This is a genomic window from Roseibium sp. HPY-6 (genome assembly GCF_040530035.1).
Classification (GTDB): domain Bacteria; phylum Pseudomonadota; class Alphaproteobacteria; order Rhizobiales; family Stappiaceae; genus Roseibium.
Map to the genome: position 1 here is coordinate 396,579 of NZ_JBEWCD010000003.1, position 16,242 is coordinate 412,820.

19 protein-coding genes are annotated in these 16,242 nt (G+C 57.1%); 11 read left to right on the forward strand and 8 right to left on the reverse strand.

Going from position 1 to position 16,242, the window contains the following annotated elements:
- Positions 1 to 175: 175 nt before the first annotated feature.
- From ABVF61_RS27805 to ABVF61_RS27820, 4 genes are all read left to right on the forward strand, one after another.
- Positions 176 to 1,612, forward strand: coding sequence for an alanine/glycine:cation symporter family protein (locus ABVF61_RS27805; protein WP_353996863.1), 1,437 nt, complete (start codon positions 176 to 178; stop codon positions 1,610 to 1,612).
- A gap of 32 nt (positions 1,613 to 1,644) precedes the next feature.
- Positions 1,645 to 2,151, forward strand: coding sequence for a hypothetical protein (locus ABVF61_RS27810; RefSeq protein WP_353996864.1), 507 nt, complete (start codon positions 1,645 to 1,647; stop codon positions 2,149 to 2,151).
- Between the two features lie 200 nt (positions 2,152 to 2,351).
- The gene (locus tag ABVF61_RS27815; RefSeq protein WP_353996865.1) at positions 2,352 to 2,696 is read left to right on the forward strand and encodes a hypothetical protein; all 345 of its coding nucleotides are present in this window, start codon (positions 2,352 to 2,354) and stop codon (positions 2,694 to 2,696) included.
- A gap of 232 nt (positions 2,697 to 2,928) precedes the next feature.
- Positions 2,929 to 3,252: a hypothetical protein gene (locus ABVF61_RS27820; protein ID WP_353996866.1), complete on the forward strand. Its 324-nt coding sequence runs from the start codon at positions 2,929 to 2,931 to the stop codon at positions 3,250 to 3,252.
- Positions 3,253 to 3,266: 14 nt separating this feature from the next.
- Here the strand turns inward: ABVF61_RS27820 and ABVF61_RS27825 are convergent, their stop codons facing one another.
- Both ABVF61_RS27825 and ggt read right to left on the reverse strand, forming a co-directional pair.
- Positions 3,267 to 4,652, reverse strand: a complete 1,386-nt coding sequence (locus tag ABVF61_RS27825; RefSeq protein WP_353996867.1) for a multicopper oxidase family protein — start codon at positions 4,650 to 4,652, stop codon at positions 3,267 to 3,269.
- Between the two features lie 81 nt (positions 4,653 to 4,733).
- Positions 4,734 to 6,329 (reverse strand): gamma-glutamyltransferase, encoded by a 1,596-nt coding sequence (ggt, locus tag ABVF61_RS27830; protein ID WP_353996868.1) that lies wholly within the window; start codon positions 6,327 to 6,329, stop codon positions 4,734 to 4,736.
- Between the two features lie 253 nt (positions 6,330 to 6,582).
- Here ggt and ABVF61_RS27835 point away from each other — a divergent pair, with 253 nt between their 5' ends.
- Positions 6,583 to 7,017 (forward strand): GlcG/HbpS family heme-binding protein, encoded by a 435-nt coding sequence (locus ABVF61_RS27835; RefSeq protein WP_353996869.1) that lies wholly within the window; start codon positions 6,583 to 6,585, stop codon positions 7,015 to 7,017.
- A gap of 154 nt (positions 7,018 to 7,171) precedes the next feature.
- On the opposite strand, the gene phaR is transcribed toward ABVF61_RS27835, so the two are convergent.
- Complete coding sequence (gene phaR, locus ABVF61_RS27840) at positions 7,172 to 7,765, reverse strand: polyhydroxyalkanoate synthesis repressor PhaR (protein WP_353996870.1); 594 nt, start codon at positions 7,763 to 7,765, stop codon at positions 7,172 to 7,174.
- Between the two features lie 298 nt (positions 7,766 to 8,063).
- Here phaR and ABVF61_RS27845 point away from each other — a divergent pair, with 298 nt between their 5' ends.
- Entirely contained in the window at positions 8,064 to 9,245 is a 1,182-nt protein-coding gene (locus ABVF61_RS27845; protein ID WP_353996871.1) for an acetyl-CoA C-acetyltransferase, read from the forward strand.
- A gap of 137 nt (positions 9,246 to 9,382) precedes the next feature.
- Positions 9,383 to 10,111: an acetoacetyl-CoA reductase gene (gene phbB / locus ABVF61_RS27850; protein WP_353996872.1), complete on the forward strand. Its 729-nt coding sequence runs from the start codon at positions 9,383 to 9,385 to the stop codon at positions 10,109 to 10,111.
- A gap of 385 nt (positions 10,112 to 10,496) precedes the next feature.
- On the opposite strand, the gene ABVF61_RS27855 is transcribed toward phbB, so the two are convergent.
- Both ABVF61_RS27855 and ABVF61_RS27860 read right to left on the reverse strand, forming a co-directional pair.
- Complete coding sequence (locus ABVF61_RS27855; RefSeq protein WP_353996873.1) at positions 10,497 to 11,297, reverse strand: hypothetical protein; 801 nt, start codon at positions 11,295 to 11,297, stop codon at positions 10,497 to 10,499.
- A 185-nt stretch (positions 11,298 to 11,482) separates the two neighbouring features.
- Positions 11,483 to 12,088 (reverse strand): TetR/AcrR family transcriptional regulator, encoded by a 606-nt coding sequence (locus ABVF61_RS27860; RefSeq protein ID WP_353996874.1) that lies wholly within the window; start codon positions 12,086 to 12,088, stop codon positions 11,483 to 11,485.
- Between the two features lie 70 nt (positions 12,089 to 12,158).
- On the opposite strand from ABVF61_RS27860, the gene ABVF61_RS27865 reads away from it, so the two are divergent.
- Genes ABVF61_RS27865 through ABVF61_RS27875 form a run of 3 tightly spaced genes read left to right on the forward strand, consistent with a single transcriptional unit; the run spans position 12,159 to position 13,613 of the window.
- Positions 12,159 to 12,695, forward strand: a complete 537-nt coding sequence (locus ABVF61_RS27865; protein WP_353996875.1) for a peroxiredoxin-like family protein — start codon at positions 12,159 to 12,161, stop codon at positions 12,693 to 12,695.
- On the forward strand, positions 12,688 to 13,092 hold the full coding sequence (locus ABVF61_RS27870) for a hypothetical protein (protein ID WP_353996876.1): 405 nt from the start codon (positions 12,688 to 12,690) through the stop codon (positions 13,090 to 13,092). Before ABVF61_RS27865 ends, ABVF61_RS27870 begins: the two co-directional genes overlap by 8 nt.
- 59 nt (positions 13,093 to 13,151) lie before the next feature.
- Positions 13,152 to 13,613, forward strand: a complete 462-nt coding sequence (locus tag ABVF61_RS27875) for a YybH family protein (RefSeq protein WP_353996877.1) — start codon at positions 13,152 to 13,154, stop codon at positions 13,611 to 13,613.
- 42 nt (positions 13,614 to 13,655) lie between these two features.
- Here the strand turns inward: ABVF61_RS27875 and ABVF61_RS27880 are convergent, their stop codons facing one another.
- Entirely contained in the window at positions 13,656 to 14,381 is a 726-nt protein-coding gene (locus ABVF61_RS27880) for a DUF3299 domain-containing protein (protein WP_353996878.1), read from the reverse strand.
- 339 nt (positions 14,382 to 14,720) lie between these two features.
- Here ABVF61_RS27880 and ABVF61_RS27885 point away from each other — a divergent pair, with 339 nt between their 5' ends.
- On the forward strand, positions 14,721 to 15,362 hold the full coding sequence (locus tag ABVF61_RS27885) for a septation protein A (RefSeq protein WP_353996879.1): 642 nt from the start codon (positions 14,721 to 14,723) through the stop codon (positions 15,360 to 15,362).
- Positions 15,363 to 15,381: 19 nt separating this feature from the next.
- On the opposite strand, the gene ABVF61_RS27890 is transcribed toward ABVF61_RS27885, so the two are convergent.
- The gene (locus ABVF61_RS27890) at positions 15,382 to 15,801 is read right to left on the reverse strand and encodes a hypothetical protein (RefSeq protein ID WP_353996880.1); all 420 of its coding nucleotides are present in this window, start codon (positions 15,799 to 15,801) and stop codon (positions 15,382 to 15,384) included.
- 156 nt (positions 15,802 to 15,957) lie between these two features.
- Complete coding sequence (gene rpmF / locus ABVF61_RS27895; RefSeq protein WP_353996881.1) at positions 15,958 to 16,143, reverse strand: 50S ribosomal protein L32; 186 nt, start codon at positions 16,141 to 16,143, stop codon at positions 15,958 to 15,960.
- Positions 16,144 to 16,242: the final 99 nt, after the last annotated feature.

The following is a 16,242-nucleotide window of genomic DNA, read 5'->3' on the forward strand; positions in this document are numbered from 1 at the left end:
GGCCTGGACAAAGGCGACTGTCAGGCTCGACTCGCAAAACAGCCACGAGTTGCATTTTTAAAACATTTCCCTTTTTTATTGCAAAACCATCCATTGCAAGCCTACCCTGTAAGATCGGTTTGGTCCGAGCGCGTCGTCAGAACGCGCCAGCCCGGTTCAATGGAGGGGTAGATCCATGGAATTCGTGCAGTCTTTTTTCGGTTTGATCGAAACTCTGACCTGGGGATGGGCGCTTATCCCGTTCCTCGTGATTATCGGGGTCTTCTTCACGGTCATGACCGGATTTGTTCAGATCCGGTTTTTCAAACGCATGTTCCGCGTCTTGTCTTCAAAGAACCAGACCGGTGATCCCAACGCCATTTCGGCGCGCGAAGCGCTGTTACTGTCGGTCGGCGGCCGCGTTGGCGGCGGCAACATAGCGGGCGTCGCGGTCGCCATTACCCTTGGTGGTCCAGGCGCTGTTTTCTGGATGTGGGCCGTCGCGCTTGTCGGCATGTGCACAAGCCTGATCGAGTGTTCGCTGGCGCAGCTTTACAAGCGCTCCGAAGGCGACGGCACGTTTCGCGGCGGCCCGGCGCGTACCATCATCCATGGGCTGGGATCGGATTACCGCTGGCTCGCGGTTCTTTACGCCATCTGCCTGATTGCGTCTTTCGCTTTCGGTTTTAACGCATTCCAGGGCAACACGGTTGCAGGTGCCGCCGAGGAAAGCCTTGGCATCGGCCGTCTATGGACGGGAATCGGCCTGACCGCCATAACCGGACTGATCGTCTTCGGCGGTATTCACCGGATCGCGAAAGTCGCCGATGTGGTCGTTCCGATCATGGCGGTCGGCTATATCGCGATGGCACTGATCGTGATTCTTGTAAACGTCACAGAGGTTCCGGCCGCCATCTACATGATCGTGGCCAACGCATTCGGTCTGGAAGAAGCCGTCGGCGGCGGTATGGGCGCCGCGCTCGCACAAGGTTTGCGTCGGGGTCTGTTCTCCAACGAAGCCGGGCTCGGCTCAGCGCCAAACGTCGCAGCAACGGCCGATGTCCGCCACCCGATCAGCCAGGGGATAACCCAGTCCTTCTCCGTCTTCATCGACACGATCATCATCTGCACCTGTACGGCCCTGATCATTCTGCTGGGCGATGTCTATACGCCGGGCGACGAGGCCGTCGATGGTATCGTTCTAACCCAGCAGTCGCTTGCCTCGCATCTGGGTGGCTGGACGAGCTATTTCCTGACGCTGGCGATCCTGCTGTTTGCCTTCAGCTCGATCATCTACAACTACTATCTCGGCGAAAATGCGCTGACATCGATGACCGGGAATTCCGCCGCAATCCAGGTGTTGCGCATTCTGGTCATGGGAGTGGTGTTCCTCGGCGCAACGGCACCCGGAGCAACAGCGGTCTTCTTCTTCTCTGATCCGTTGATGGGCGTTCTCGCGGTGGTGAACCTTCTTGCCCTGATGATGCTGTTCCCGACTGCAAAGCGGATACTTGACGACTTCAAGGAGCAGGTGAACGCAGGCATCGCCCGGCCTGTCTTCAATCCGGACAAGTTCCAGGATCTGGATATCGACCGCACGGCCTGGACCGGGAAAGATCCGGAGTTGGATTGATGCAGCCTTCAAGGATCGGATAGGGTTGGCTGATGTCACCTTATCTGAAAGAGAACCGGCTGCAGGACGTCATTGCCGCCATCCAGGTTATGGGCGCTTATGACGAATACAGCAGCCGCAAAGCTGATCTTTGGTCTGCGCAACTCGGCGTGCCCCAGAGCGGAGAAGACTGGTTTGAGGTCTGCCGGGAACATCCGGAATTCTTTCGGACCAACACAACGGAAGACGGTGGTGACGATGCAACCTGGGTTGGCATTCGCTGGCGATGGGCCACAGGACGCGTGTATTCTCCGGACGCAGGACGAAATCTGACACCGGATGAAATCTCGTCTTTGCCCGCTGTCGACAAAAAGAAACTCACGCGCGCACCTCTCACCAGCAGCCAGATCGAGACACTGATCGCTTCGGCCATTCAGCTGCATTCCAGGGCGATAGAACACAAGCGCGAGCTGCGCTGGTGGGCCATTCCCGCAATCAGCGCCGCGACCGCATTTGTCGGCGCCGTTCTCGGCGCATTCGCCCGTTCATACTTCCAATAATGCAAAAGCCGGCTGTCTATCATCACGCTGGCTCACAAAAACCTGTCCGGTAGCGCACCAATCCGTTAACTTTTGTGACCTTCATTTGGCCGGATTCCGCGGACAAAAGGTTAACGCCTACCTATATTGGCATGGTGATTGCGACGTTTCAGGCAAGACGGCACTGAGCGTGCCATTCTGAAACAACGAGGCGTAGATTTGTGCGAGTAAACCCGGTCAGTGCAGCAAGCCGTTCCAATGTGAGGCGCAAGCGTCCCGCAACGGGAGAGGCACGGGCCGAAGCTCAGGCGGACTTTGCCGGGTATCTGCCACCACCGCCGTCACCGGAACCGGAACCGGAGCATGGCCGGCGTCAGGACACCCTGTTCAAGCACTACCACCCGAACTCTGTGTTTCTGGCGCATCTGATTGCGACCCGTGACGGTGAACTTTATCCCCGCCCGCGCAAGAAGACCGTCCCTGAAATCTGTTCGGACGTCTATAAGGCGACCGCGGCGCTGCCGCGCCAGCGTGTGGCGGGGCACCTGATCAAGACCCACCGCTAGCAGCGGTGCTTTCAAGTTATTGGGTTTCCAGATGTACCACTGGAGTTCCTGACCCGGAGCAGCTTTGCTCCGGGTCTTTTTTTTCACGCCGCCAGCACACTCGCGTGAACCAGCTTCAAATGTGATGCACGGCACAGTTTTCCGCTGCACGCGTACCTATATTGAATGAAGTTCCGGAAAACCCCGGACCTCCGACTCGATTGGCCACGGACTGGCCCGCCACGGAGACTAAATGATGCAAGTAACACCCGTATCTGCCATTCACGAACTGCGTATCCGTCAAAAACCGCAGGAAACGCATTCAATCGAAACTGAGCCAGCATCGACAAACAGCGGACGGTTTGCCGATATGGCGATGGCACCGCTTCTTGTCGCATCGGCTGCAATGCGCGAGACTTACCATGGTGCGCATGCTGAATACGCGGCCCAGTTGCTGGCAAATGATGTATCGCATGCTGAAACATCCCTGGAACGCCAGAGTCAGCTGCAGCACTACAGTGCTTTAACGGCGTATGAAGACGACGAGCGGAGCCACACGATCTCCCTGTCTGCCTGACACACGTTCTGTCGTCAGTCTTCTATCCTGAGAAAACCGGCAAGGCCGGTTTTCTGGTGTTCGATAACGTGGCAATGAAACGCCCAGTCTCCCGGATTGTCCGCGACCAGAGCCACATCCATTGTTTCCTGGGAAAGCAGCAGCGCCGTATCGGTTACGAGCGGTGCCAGTTTGCGTTTGTTCGAGCGCAGCAGCACGAACGAAACACCATGAAGATGGATGGGGTGAGCGTTAGGCGTTTCATTGCGAAGCCTTAGAACATAGGATTTTCCAAGCTTGAGCGTCGCCAGCGGATCGAGCGGGCCGGGAACATCGCCCGGCCAGGCTGTGCGATTGATCGACCAGAAGGTATAACCGAGCGTTCCGCAGATGCTGGCTTGAGGCGCATCGCCTTCCGGTGACCAGCCGAAGACGAACTCAATCACTTCGGCGTTGTTGAGATCTGGTTGCGGAACAGGGTTCGGAGGCAACGGTTTCAACTCGCGCAGGTCCCGCTTTGAGCTGGTGCCTTTGGCAACAAAGCGTGCCAGAATCTTCTGGTCGAATTTCTTTTTCAGGACCAGCTTGACGGCCGTGCCTTCCTCGTCCGGCACCTTCAGTGCAATATCCGCGCGCTGTCCCGGCGACAGCTCAATATCCCGGGCAGGCAGAGGGGATGGCAGCGGATTTGAATCGATGGCAATCACTTCCGCCGCCGCGCCTTCGATCTCATATTTGCCAACGCGCGTGACATCTGTAACGGCAAGCCGCAGCCGCACAAGGCTCCCCGCCTTCAGCTCATAAACAGGGTCCACCTGCCAATTGACCGTCGACACCGTCCCGAGCGTACCACCCCTTGCGGCGCTTCGTGCCTTGAACAGGGAAATGAACTGTCCGTCACCGCCAAGCCTGAAATCGCGAATGTTAAGCGGAAGATCCCGATCAAACCCGGGGTCTTCCGGCTCTTCGACCACCATCACACCGGTCATGCCGCGCGCCATCTGCTCCAGCGTGTTGCAATGCGGGTGATACCAGAAGGTGCCAGCGTCCGGTGGCGCAAATTCGTATCGAAACGTTTGCCCGGGTTCGATCGGATACTGGGTCAGGTAAGGCACGCCATCCATCGCATTTGCGATCCTGAAGCCGTGCCAATGCACGACGGATGCCTCGTCAAGGGTGTTTGTAACCGAAATGGTTGCCACTTCGCCCTGCTTGAAGCGGAGCACCGGTGGGGGACCGTCCGGTGAAAAGCTCATCATGTCTTTCGTTATCGTCCCAGGCAGAATACCGTGGTCGATACGGGACATCATCAGGGTGTGGCTGGCTGCATGTGCCTGATGCGCCACCAAGCCGCCGGCAGAAAACGTCGCCAGCATGCCTGCACCACCGGCCAGCAGCTCCCGGCGCGATATACGTGACATGGTTTACCTCATGAGTTCAGGCGCGTCCGGGCGCACTGAACACCTGATTGATGGCTTGGGCAAGATCCGCGATGACGCAGGTCAATATCCGGCCGCGTGCCCGTCCTTGCGCGGATCGGACCCTGCCGTCAGGAGATGACGGGCCTTGTCGATCATGATTGCCTGACTTCCGCCGATCGGGCCCGGTGCTGGACGAACCTTGTGTCCAAGCGCCCTCAAACCGTCGATTGTCGAGGCCGGGATCAGTCTTTCTGCCTCAAGGTCATGAGTGTTCAGGTCGAAGAACATACGCGGGAAATCGATCGCCGCCTGCACATCCATGCCGTAGTCGATGATGTTCGTCAGAAGATGGGCGTGTCCGCAGGCCTGGTACTGGCCGCCCATCACCCCGAATGACAGGAAGGGAGCGCCATCCTTCAGCACCATGGCCGGAATGATTGTATGGAGAGGCCGTTTGCCGCCATCGATCGAATTCGCATATCCGGGCGCGGCCTTGAATGACCTGCCTCGGCTATGGAGCAGCACACCGCTTGCCGGTGCGACGATTCCGGACCCGAAATCGCTGAAAAGCGAATTGATGAAGGAAACCGAAAGACCGTCCTTGTCGACAACGCTCAGATAGACGGTGTCCGTCTGCGGCGAAAGGGACGCCTCGGGAAGTGCGGAAACGCGGGTTTCGCGTGACACCAGCCCCGCGAGCTGGTCGATATAGTCCGACCCGATCAGCCGTGTGTGGCACACATCCATGTAATTCGGGTCCGTGACGAACTTGTCCCGAACCGCGTAAGCGATGCGGGAAGCCTCCATCTCCAGATGGAAACGCTCCGGCCCAAGCGGGTCCAGATTTTCCAGATCGAACTTTTCTAGGATTCCAAGGATCACAAGCGCGATGACACCCTGCCCGTTGGGGGGCAGTTCGGCGACGGAGAAGCCCTTGTAGTCGCGCATGACGGGAGCAACGGCGGTGGTGTGGCACGCAGCAAGATCATCTTCGGTCATGAGGCCACCCTTGGCCTGAAGCGCCGACACGATGTCACGGGCGATGTCGCCGGTGTAGAACGCATCCGCCCCGCCTTCGGCGATTTGCTCGAGCGTATCGGCAAGATGGGGGTACTTCAAAATAGTACCGGCTTCTGGCGCCTGTCCGTTGATCAGGTAGCGCGCCGCCGAGATCTCATCCCCTGAGAGTTTCGTAACATTTTGCGCCCAGTCCCGCGCAACTCTCGGCGCAACGGGGAACCCTTCGCGGGCATATTCAATGGCTCTCTTGAAAAGTTCTCTGAAGGATCGCGTGCCGTGGGCCGACAGCAGTGTTTCCCAGGCCCTCACGGCTCCGGGTACGGTGACGGCGTGGGCGGACGTGTCCGCTATCTCTTCGACACCCAGTTCCGCAAGACGCTGGGGCGACGCGGCCTTGGGCGCTGCACCCGATCCGTTGAAACCGGTCAGACGGCCATCGGGCTCCGTAACGATCGCAAAGCAGTCGCCACCAATGCCGGTCATGTGCGTTTCGACGACACATTGCACGGCCACACCTGCGATCGCGGCATCAACCGCGTTGCCGCCAGTTTGCAAAACTTCCAGAACCGCGCTGGTCGCAAGCGGGTGAGAGGTTGCGGCGGCCGCGTTGCGCGCAAAAACCGGCGAGCGCCCCGGAGCCTGAAAATCACGCTTCACTGAATTCCTCCAACCCGAATTTCACATCACTTGTTCCGTTTCGCCGTAGAAGTTTCTCGGCAAAGCTACCTATTCGCCTGCGTTCTTGTCTGCTAGCAAGCCCTGAGTGAGGGCAGCACCTTAAGGATTGGCTGGCAAATGCGCAAACACACAATTCCGGCGCAAACAGCCATCTATGGCTTACGCCGAATGACGCATATTGCAAGATCTGTTTGCCCCGCCCCGTTATGAACCGTCAAAAGGATGACATTCAATGGCAAATGGCATTTCACTTTCAACGGCAGAGACCATCACTTCTGCCGCATTTGCAAAAGCAGCCGAACTGGGATTGAAGCCGCTGACGGTTGTGGTCCTTGATGCGGGCGGACACACGATCATTTTGAAACGTCAGGACGGATCTTCGAACCTGCGTCCGGAGATCGCCACCGGTAAGGCGAACGGTGCCCTGGCGGTTGGAACCGGTACAAGATGGCTGAATGCCAACGCGGAAACACGCCCACATTTTGTCAACGCTCTGAACGGTGTCGCAGGAGGTAATATCGTCCCGGTCCCAGGTGGCGTTCTTGTCAGAAACGAAGCAGGTGAAACAGTCGGCGCGGTCGGCATCACGGGCGACACGTCGGAAAATGACGAGGCCTGCGCCGTGGCCGGTATCGAGACAGTCGGACTGGTTCCTGATTGCGGATAATCCGGGGGTTCGTCAACGCGCCCTGACCCCGGCCAGATTGAGCCTGGCGGAGGGCCGGAGCGAAGCGACACATCGGATCCGGATCGTGCCGGGTTGAGGCTTCAACGGTGGCGTGCATGCGCAGTGAAGCCGTCCGGCGCAGTCTTTGTCAGGCCTAGCTTTTGTCGGACAGCTGGTTGATCTTCTTCTGCATCTCTTCCAGCTGACGCTTCATGTCGTCCAGATCCCCCGATTCGGTCTGGCCTTTCTTGGCAGCGCCTGCCTCCGACCCGGAATTTGTGGCGCCACCGGATTCGCCTGTCGGAAACGGCATGAACATTTTCATGGCCCGTTCGAACATTTCCGTGTTGCGCTTGACCTGATCCTCGATCGCCTCGAACGCGGTCGCGCCGAACGCCTCGCTCATTTGCGAGCGAAGCTTTTCCTGCTCTTTGGTAAGCGAGGTCATGGAGTATTCGAGAAAGCTCGGAACGAGCCCCTGCATACTGTCGCCATAAAACCGGATCAGCTGGCGCAGAAAGGTGACAGGCAGCAGGTTCTGCCCCTTGCCTTCCTGTTCGAAAATGATCTGGGTCAGCACAGAGCGGGTGATGTCTTCTCCCGTCTTGGCGTCATAGACCACAAAATCCTCTTCTCCCTTCACCATCACCGCCAGATCCTCGAGCGTGACATAGGTGCTGGTGCCCGTATTGTAGAGCCGCCGGTTGGCGTATTTCTTGATGATTGTCGGCTCGCTTGTCTTAGCCATGCGTCGTTTCCGCCTGTCAGCCTTGCGGCTAGTTTTTCCATGTGACGACAAGACTTTCGCAGGCCTGTCATCTCCTCCGCCTAAGAGACTAAGCCAATCGTATCGGATCTTGCCACTCTTTTTATGTGCGCCGACGAAAGGATTATGCCGCAAATGCGAAAACACCGCTCACATAAGGAGTGATACGGTTGACACGATACGACGGTCAGTTTCTAGTCCTTCCATAGTTAAGGACCGCAAGGTGCCTTCGCAGTACCAACCATTTACGGCCGTTCGGCCTAAAGTCCTGGAGAGTAGTATGAGCGCTTCCACCGATATCGTTATTGTCAGCGCGACCCGCACACCTGTCGGATCCTTCAACGGTTCATTCGCCAATGTACCGGCGCATGATTTGGGCGCTATTGTCATGAAAGCGGCCATGGAACAGGCCGGCGTTGAAGGTGGTGACATCGACGAGGTCGTCTTCGGTCAGGTTCTGACCGCGGCACAGGGTCAGAACCCGGCGCGCCAGGCTGCGATCAACGCAGGTATTCCGGACGGATCGACGGCCTGGACTCTCAACCAGGTTTGCGGTTCCGGCTTGCGCACCGTTGCCATTGCAGCGCAGCAGATCCAGACCGGTGACGCGACGATCATGATGGCAGGCGGACAGGAAAACATGTCGCTTTCGCCGCACGCAGCCCATATGCGCAACGGCTACAAAATGGGCGACTACAAAATGATCGACACCATGATCAAGGACGGCCTCTGGGACGCTTTCAACGGCTATCACATGGGCCAGACTGCTGAGAACGTTGCCGAAAAGTGGCAGATCAGCCGCGACCAGCAGGACGAGTTCGCGGTGGCGTCCCAAAACAAGGCTGAAGCAGCCCAGAAAGCCGGCAAGTTCAAGGACGAAATCACGCCGGTGACCGTCAAGGAGCGCCGGGCCGAGAAAGTGGTCGAAGACGACGAATACATTCGCCACGGCGCGACGCTTGAAAGCGTTGCCAAGCTGCGTCCGGCCTTTACCAAGGAAGGCTCGGTCACCGCGGCCAACGCCTCCGGCATCAATGATGGCGCCGCGGCGCTGGTGGTCATGAGCGCTGCGGAAGCCGAAAAACGCGGCCTGACCCCGCTGGCGCGCATTGCGTCCTGGGCAACGGCTGGCGTCGACCCGGCAATCATGGGCTCTGGTCCGATCCCGGCATCGCGCAAGGCACTTGAAAAGGCAGGTTGGGCGGCAGCCGATCTTGACCTGGTCGAAGCCAACGAGGCTTTCGCCGCACAGGCCTGCGCGGTCAACAAGGACATGGGCTGGAACCCTGATATCGTCAACGTCAATGGCGGAGCCATCGCTATCGGACATCCGATCGGTGCATCGGGTGCCCGTGTTCTGACGACGCTCCTCCATGAGATGAGCCGCCGCGATGCCAAAAAAGGCCTCGCGACACTCTGCATCGGTGGCGGAATGGGCGTTGCCATGTGCCTGGAGCGCTGATCGCGCGGATTTGACAAGGATCATGGCCGGAACCAACCGGCCGTGGTCCAAGCACTGAAGTTTTAATAGAAAACACTCTGTTGAAGAGCCGGGAGCAGGAGCTCCAAAGGGCCAACTGGAAGTCAGGAGGAAGGGGAATGAGCAAGGTCGCACTGGTCACAGGCGGAACACGCGGCATCGGCGAGGCAATCTCGCGCGGTCTGAAGGACGCCGGCTACACTGTGGCAGCCACCTACGCGGGCAACACGGAGAAGGCGGAAGCCTTCAAGGCGGAAACCGGCATCCATGTCTTTAAATGGGACGTGTCCGACCCCGAAGCCTGCGCCGCCGGGATCGCCCAGGTCGAGAGTGAGCTCGGCCCGGTCGAGGTACTGGTCAACAATGCCGGCATCACCCGTGACGGCATGTTCCATAAGATGGACTTCGACCAGTGGCGCGCCGTGCTGTCCACCAACCTCGATTCCATGTTCACCATGACCCATCCGGTTATTAACGGCATGCGTGGACGCGGATCCGGCCGGATCATCAATATTTCGTCGATCAATGGTCAGAAGGGCCAGATGGGCCAGACCAACTATTCCGCCGCCAAGGCCGGTGTCATCGGCTTTACCAAGGCACTTGCCCAGGAAAACGCCTTCAAGGGCATCACGGTCAACTGCGTCTGCCCGGGTTACATCAACACGGACATGGTCGCGGCGATGCCGGAAAAGGTTCTGGAATCCATCGTGTCGAACATCCCGGTCGGCCGGCTTGGCCATCCCGAAGAGATTGCCCAGACCGTCGTCTACCTCGCGTCGGATGCCGCTGCTTTCATGACGGGCGCCGTCATGACAATCAACGGCGGTCAGTACGTCGCAAACGGCTAACCGGCAGGCCGAGTGATTTGTTCCAAGTTCAAGGGGCGCTCGCTGGGCGCCCCTTTTTCGTCAAAGGCGCCTGCAGGCTCAACAGAACCCTGCACCGGATATGGCAAACAAGCGATCCTGTCCCACCCCGACAATATGCTGCTGGTTTTGTACGCCATGCAGGAATTTCGAAGTCAAATTTGAATCCTTGAAGCGCAAATGACCGCAGAGCGGACAAAGTTGGCTTTCGCTGCGGTTGCGCCAATGGCTGCTTTCAGTACGCCCAAAAAAGTGTCGTTCCAAGAAGAAAGGAAAGGCACAAAAAACTGGACTAGCAGATGTCGCGTTACTTTTCGCCAGTAGCAAAGCTGGCCCATGTCTTCACCGTAACTTAATTGTTGGTGTTTCAGCCATCCTGTTGCCGAGTACGCTCCGATGCCTTTGCCATTGCTTCACGGTATGTTCCATAGATGCCTATAACTGAGCCAAGCAGGAACACGATCGCTGCGAAAACCTCGGACAACGTTGCCATGAAAGAATACTCACGCGCGCGGCTCTCTGCCTTTGCATAGACCAGCTCCCGAAGAGACAGCATGCTATTGGTCAGGGTCAAGTACGGTTCATATTCCTTCATGAATGCAACCTCGTACTGATCAACGAGGCTTGTCAGAGAAGCAACTTTGTCGGGTGTGACCGTGTTTCGTGAGATAGAAGCTGATCCTATTATAGAGGTTAATTGCTCATCAAACCCAGCCCTTAGCTGGATGAGCTGGGATAAACGATCGTTTGTTTCTTGAACGAGTTTCTGCAAGCGCTTTTCGTTGTCACCCAAAGGCACGGCGAGAGCTTCATGCCTTACCCTTTCTACACGGACTGCCAGAGCACCAAAGTCATCGAACAAGAGTTGAAGCTTCGAAAGTACCTCTGTGTTCCAAATTACTTCGGTGAAGTAGTCGTTATCATCTAACGAAGCACTTCCCTCCGTTGCTGAGCGTAAGATGGCCTTCTCGATGTTTTGAAGGCGCAGAACAATACCGTCAAATTGATCATCCGTCCTGCTGTTTACGACCGAACGCATTGTCGTCTCGACCGTCCGAGCCTGAGCACCAACAATCTCTTTCGCCATCCAAGACAGCAGTATTAATGCTGCTGAGATGACCCCGACAAGATACCCGTAGCTATCCAACTTTCTCAATAGTCCGACCATCGATGGGGAGCCCTTGTTCTTGGAAGATCGCGGGGTAAGCGTATCGGATTTCGGTAGTGTTGGCGCTAGAAGGTTTTGTGACGATTTTTACGTGAATTGAGAACCGGATATTGGCGCTACGTGCAGCACTAATAAACTTGGGCTCTAAGCGGTCGGTCGACCTTCCGGATAAATGGGTCCTGACCCTAGGCAAGTATCATGCTGACGCGGTGGTCGAGGTCTTCGCGCATCGCCTCTGCTGTCCAGCCGGCTCTTCCACGAAACATGTAGCCTTGCCGGATGTCATAGAGCAGCCGCGCCCGTTCCAGTGACGGAAAGTTTGCGGGCAGGATGCCCTTTTCCTTTTCCAGGTCAAACCGCGCCGCCAGACGCCGGTCCGTATCGTCGATCGCCTTTTCGACCCGCTCCTTAACGCCATCCACTTCGCCGATGCTTGCCGAAACGCTTGACGCCAGAAAGCAGCCCTTGGCACCGCTTTCATGTGCTGTTGCATAGAGGATGACTTCTTCGAGAAACCCGCGGACGGCCTTGCGGATATCTTCCTCGCCCTCGAAAACGACAACCGGCGCGCACCCGTCGACGTCGCCGTAAAGGTCGATTGTCTTGAGGAAAAGTTCGCGCTTGTCGCCGAAGGCGGCATACATGCTTGGCCCGCTGATGCCCATCGCCCGGGTGAGATCCTTGAGCGACGCGCCGTCATAACCCTTTGCCCAGAACACATTCATGGCCGCCATCAGCGCCTGGCGGCTATCAAATGTTCGTGGGCGGCCCATTTTTTTTGTATCGTTCAATATATAACTCTTGACTCTGACGTTCCGCGATATTTATGTATCGATCGTTATATATATCATGGAGCCGCTTATGACAAATCCAAAGCCTCTTGTAGGCGAGACGTTCCCGAAAATCACCGTCCCGCAACTGGGCGGCGGACAACTGGACCTCGGCAGCCCGGCGAATGGACACGATTGGCAATTGGTAGTCGTCTATCGGGGCAAGCATTGCCCGATCTGCACGCGATACCTGAAAGAACTCGACGACATTGTCCCGGAACTCGCCAAAATCGGCATCGATGTCGTCGCCGTATCCGCGGATCCGGAAGAAAAGGCGCAAGAGCAAGTAACGGAAGCCGGTGTTTCATTTCCCGTCGGTATCGACATGAGCGTCTTTCAGATGCAGGAGCTGGGGCTCTATGTTTCCGATCCCCGGTCGGCTGCGGAAACAGACCGGCCATTCGCCGAACCCGGTGTTTTTGTCGTCAACAGCAGCGGCAAACTGCAAGTCGTCGACATTTCGAATGCTCCCTTCGCACGGCCCGCATTGGCGTCTTTGCTCATGGGCCTGAATTTCATCAAGAACCCGGACAACAACTACCCAGTGCGAGGAACCCACCATGGTTGATAACAGCGCCCGCGCAAACGAGGTCCAAGCGGTTATCGAGACCCTGATCCACAACGTTGGCAACAACAACACGGGCATTCTCGACGAAATCTATCACGACGACATGAAAGTCATCATGCTCAGCCCTGATGATGAAGTCAGCGTGTCCGACAAAACGGCTTTCAAGGAAGTTGTCCTGTCCGCGCTGAAGGAAAACAACGGGTCAATCGGAACCTGGGCGAAGTTCCATCACATAACGGTCGAGGGCGAGAATGCCCACGTTCTCATCTCCCGGCGGAATGAGCTGACAGGGCCTGATATGCAGATCACGCTTGGGATCGATCTCATTCATGTTCAGGGCCGCTGGCAGATCACGCGTGAAGTCATTCTCACAAGACCTCTGCCCGAAGCCGCCTGAAGCTACGGCATCGATCCGGGGTTCCGGACTGCACCCAAACCACTTCGAAAGATTTCAGCATGACCATCAGGAAATCCATCGCGGGCATCGCCTGCGCCGCAACCCTTTTTGCCGCCGCAACGGCCTCGACCGCGCAAAACAGTGATCCTGTTTCTGAACTCCACGGGCTGAATGACCGCTTCAACGAGGCGATCGCAAACCACGACGCCAACGGCGTTCTCGATCTTTACGCGGAAGACACGATCTGGATCGAGCAAGGCAAACCAGCTGTCAAGGGACTGGAAGAACCGCGCAAGCTCTTTGAGTTCGTGGCCGCCAACAAGGGTGAGGTGACCCACTCCGTCGACACGCTGTTTGTGTCCGATGACGGAACGCTTGCCGTGATGATCGGATCTGTCGATGCCAGGATGGAGAGCGTCGGACTGGATGCAACGGGAACCTATCTCTACGTGCTGGAACCAGATGAAAACGGTTGGAAAGTCGTCACGGACATGTGGCATCAGCACGCCGCACAAGAGTGATATTTGTGTGTCGTCGAGCATCGGTCAGGCGTTGGCCGGTGCTCACTCCGCGCTCGTCTTGGGATGCAAGAAATTCAGGAAGGACCGCGCATCCGGCTTCGGGCCTTTCCCGGCAAGCGGGACGACTTCGGTCACCGTCATATCGAAAACGGCAATCATCTCGATCTGACCGTCTAGCAACGTAATTTCCTGCCTGGTCGGGCGGATACTGAGCGTTCCCTTGAGCTGAACCGGCTCGTATATCGAATCGGCCTGCCAGTCGGTCGCAAGCTTGTAACGGATCATCTGGTTCGGATCCGGAGCCGGCATATGGCTGCACATCCCGCGCTCAGGCACCAGATAGCCGGTTGCCGATGTGTCGCTGCCGGCGTCGAGAACGGGAATGACGTAGCCTGGTATCACGATGTTTTTGCCGTCCAGATCCGGATTGCCGGCAAGAGATGCCTCTGCACGTTTCCTGGCAATTCGTTTTCTCTGCGAAAGAAGCCAATCCGTCTCGACCCCGGAAACCGCCAGCTTGGCTTCTTCCCGATCGAGCCTCTCCTTCATTCGGCGGCGTTTTTCGTCGTCGATACCTTGTGCAGTGAGCTGTTTCCGCAGACGGATCACAGTCCCGAGCGCCCTCAGTTCGAAGATGCTCAACGCTGCAAAGGGATCATCGAAATCTGCAGCCTCGGCGTCAATCAGATCGTCCCACGCAACTTGCTTTGCCGCCCAGGAAGGGTGCATGAGCAGCATCAGCAGTATCAGGCAAAGGACTGCTCGCATTTCGAGGACCTGTGGGTTCTTTTCAAGCCGAATACCAATCTGATAACAGATTCACGCCAGCCAGGCATGTCACTTCACTGTAAGGACTGAATTGTGATCTTTCTCGCAAACAGTTTCAGACAGGTAGACAGTGCCGCCAACCTTGCCAAGCTTGAGACCTGCCGGTTGCAGATAGAGCGTAACAAAAGCATCTTTTTTGCGCTTTTGAACCTTCACGTGGTGGCCGGACGCATACAGTATGTCGCCGTTATTTTATGATCCGGCATTCCGTTGAGCCTTGACCTCAACACCCCCTTGCCCCTATTTCCCGGGAACACCCGATCAGGAGCTTCTGGCAATATGGAATTAGAACACGCCCCGAACGATCCGACGCGCAAGGAACTCTCCCCGCTTTTGAAGCTGGCGTTGGAGCTCGGTCCACTGGCGGTTTTTTTCCTGTTCAACTCGCGCGGTGAACAGATTGCCGCGATGTTTCCGGTGCTTCAAACTGTCGGCGAGCCCATTTTCCTGGCAACGGCAGCCTTCATGGTCGCCATTACGATTTCGCTGACCGTTTCGCTCTGGCTGACACGCCGTTTGCCGATCATGCCGCTTGTCTCCGGCGTCGTGGTCATGGTCTTCGGGGCTCTGACCCTGTGGCTGCATGATGAACTCTTCATCAAGCTGAAACCGACCATCGTGAACTGCCTGTTCGGCTCCGTCCTGCTTGGCGGTCTTTTGTTCGGCAAGGCGCTTCTAGGCTACGTTTTTGACAGCGCGTTCAAGCTGACGGACGAAGGCTGGCGCAAGCTGACGTTCCGCTGGGGCGTCTTTTTCTTTGTTTTGGCGTTGATCAACGAAATCGTCTGGCGCAGCTTCTCCACCGATTTCTGGGTGAGCTTCAAGGTGTTCGGTATCATGCCGATTACGCTGGTGTTCACGCTGACCCAGCTTCCCCTGATCCAGAAGTATGCGATCACGGATGAGGCCAAGGACGCCTGATCCTCTTTCCGCCTGACACTTAGTGACCCTCGTGCCCGAATGACACGTCGCGGCGCGCGCCGGTGATGGAGATCGAGAAGCCTGCGATCACATCGATCATCGAAATGGCCATCAGGATGAAGAACAGCGACGTCGCGGCCTGCTGCAGGACGAGGAATTCAACGAGATAGGCGACGAAGACCACAACAGAAAACATGTGATCGAGCAACGCCGTAGTGCCAATACGAGTCGCCTTCAGGATTTCGATAAACAGAAAGAAAAGCCCGAGGGTGATCAGGAGGTCGCTTGCCAGCAACTCGAAGGTCGCGCCGGACACCATCGCGATCGAAATCACGGGTTGGGACCAGAACTGAGGATTGTCGGCTCCCGCAGTAAAGGCAAGGCCGTTATAGATCAGCAGCGAGAAAAGCGTAAAAGGAATTGCCGAAAAAAGGCGCATAGCGCAGCTCCTGATAAAGCAGCCCTCGTGAGGGCGAATTACGGCGACCTGACACGATCAGATGAGCTATTTCAAGGCAAAAGAAAAAGGCCGGCCTGTCGAAACAAGGCCAGCCTCAATCCTGGTTTGCCATGCGGCGATCCACCCTGAAAACGCTTATGCGTCGTCCTTCGGGGCAAGGATCTGACGGCCCCGGTACATGCCGGTCTTCAGGTCAACGTGATGCGGGCGACGCAGTTCGCCAGAATCCTTGTCCTCGACGTAAGTCGGCTGCTTCAGGGCGTCCGCAGAACGGCGAAAACCGCGCTTCATGCGCGAGGTTTTTCTCTTTGGAACGGCCATTTTGTTTTTCTCCGTGGTCCATAACCGCGCGGCCCGGACCGGGTTAGCCCGGGGCGTGGCGTCACGCAACGTGTTGGAATGCGCGGCGTTATACAGGCA

What these genes read in the sequence shown, in the direction of transcription:
- ABVF61_RS27805 (WP_353996863.1), top strand. Translation starts at nt 176, where the DNA reads ATGGAATTCGTGCAGTCTTTTTTCGGTTTGATCGAAACTCTGACCTGG.
- ABVF61_RS27810 (WP_353996864.1), top strand. Translation starts at nt 1,645, where the DNA reads ATGTCACCTTATCTGAAAGAGAACCGGCTGCAGGACGTCATTGCCGCC.
- ABVF61_RS27820 (WP_353996866.1), top strand. Translation starts at nt 2,929, where the DNA reads ATGATGCAAGTAACACCCGTATCTGCCATTCACGAACTGCGTATCCGT.
- ABVF61_RS27825 (WP_353996867.1), bottom strand. Translation starts at nt 4,652, where the DNA reads ATGTCACGTATATCGCGCCGGGAGCTGCTGGCCGGTGGTGCAGGCATG.
- ABVF61_RS27835 (WP_353996869.1), top strand. Translation starts at nt 6,583, where the DNA reads ATGGCAAATGGCATTTCACTTTCAACGGCAGAGACCATCACTTCTGCC.
- phaR (WP_353996870.1), bottom strand. Translation starts at nt 7,765, where the DNA reads ATGGCTAAGACAAGCGAGCCGACAATCATCAAGAAATACGCCAACCGG.
- ABVF61_RS27845 (WP_353996871.1), top strand. Translation starts at nt 8,064, where the DNA reads ATGAGCGCTTCCACCGATATCGTTATTGTCAGCGCGACCCGCACACCT.
- phbB (WP_353996872.1), top strand. Translation starts at nt 9,383, where the DNA reads ATGAGCAAGGTCGCACTGGTCACAGGCGGAACACGCGGCATCGGCGAG.
- ABVF61_RS27855 (WP_353996873.1), bottom strand. Translation starts at nt 11,297, where the DNA reads ATGGTCGGACTATTGAGAAAGTTGGATAGCTACGGGTATCTTGTCGGG.
- ABVF61_RS27865 (WP_353996875.1), top strand. Translation starts at nt 12,159, where the DNA reads ATGACAAATCCAAAGCCTCTTGTAGGCGAGACGTTCCCGAAAATCACC.
- ABVF61_RS27870 (WP_353996876.1), top strand. Translation starts at nt 12,688, where the DNA reads ATGGTTGATAACAGCGCCCGCGCAAACGAGGTCCAAGCGGTTATCGAG.
- ABVF61_RS27875 (WP_353996877.1), top strand. Translation starts at nt 13,152, where the DNA reads ATGACCATCAGGAAATCCATCGCGGGCATCGCCTGCGCCGCAACCCTT.
- ABVF61_RS27880 (WP_353996878.1), bottom strand. Translation starts at nt 14,381, where the DNA reads ATGCGAGCAGTCCTTTGCCTGATACTGCTGATGCTGCTCATGCACCCT.
- ABVF61_RS27885 (WP_353996879.1), top strand. Translation starts at nt 14,721, where the DNA reads ATGGAATTAGAACACGCCCCGAACGATCCGACGCGCAAGGAACTCTCC.
- ABVF61_RS27890 (WP_353996880.1), bottom strand. Translation starts at nt 15,801, where the DNA reads ATGCGCCTTTTTTCGGCAATTCCTTTTACGCTTTTCTCGCTGCTGATC.
- rpmF (WP_353996881.1), bottom strand. Translation starts at nt 16,143, where the DNA reads ATGGCCGTTCCAAAGAGAAAAACCTCGCGCATGAAGCGCGGTTTTCGC.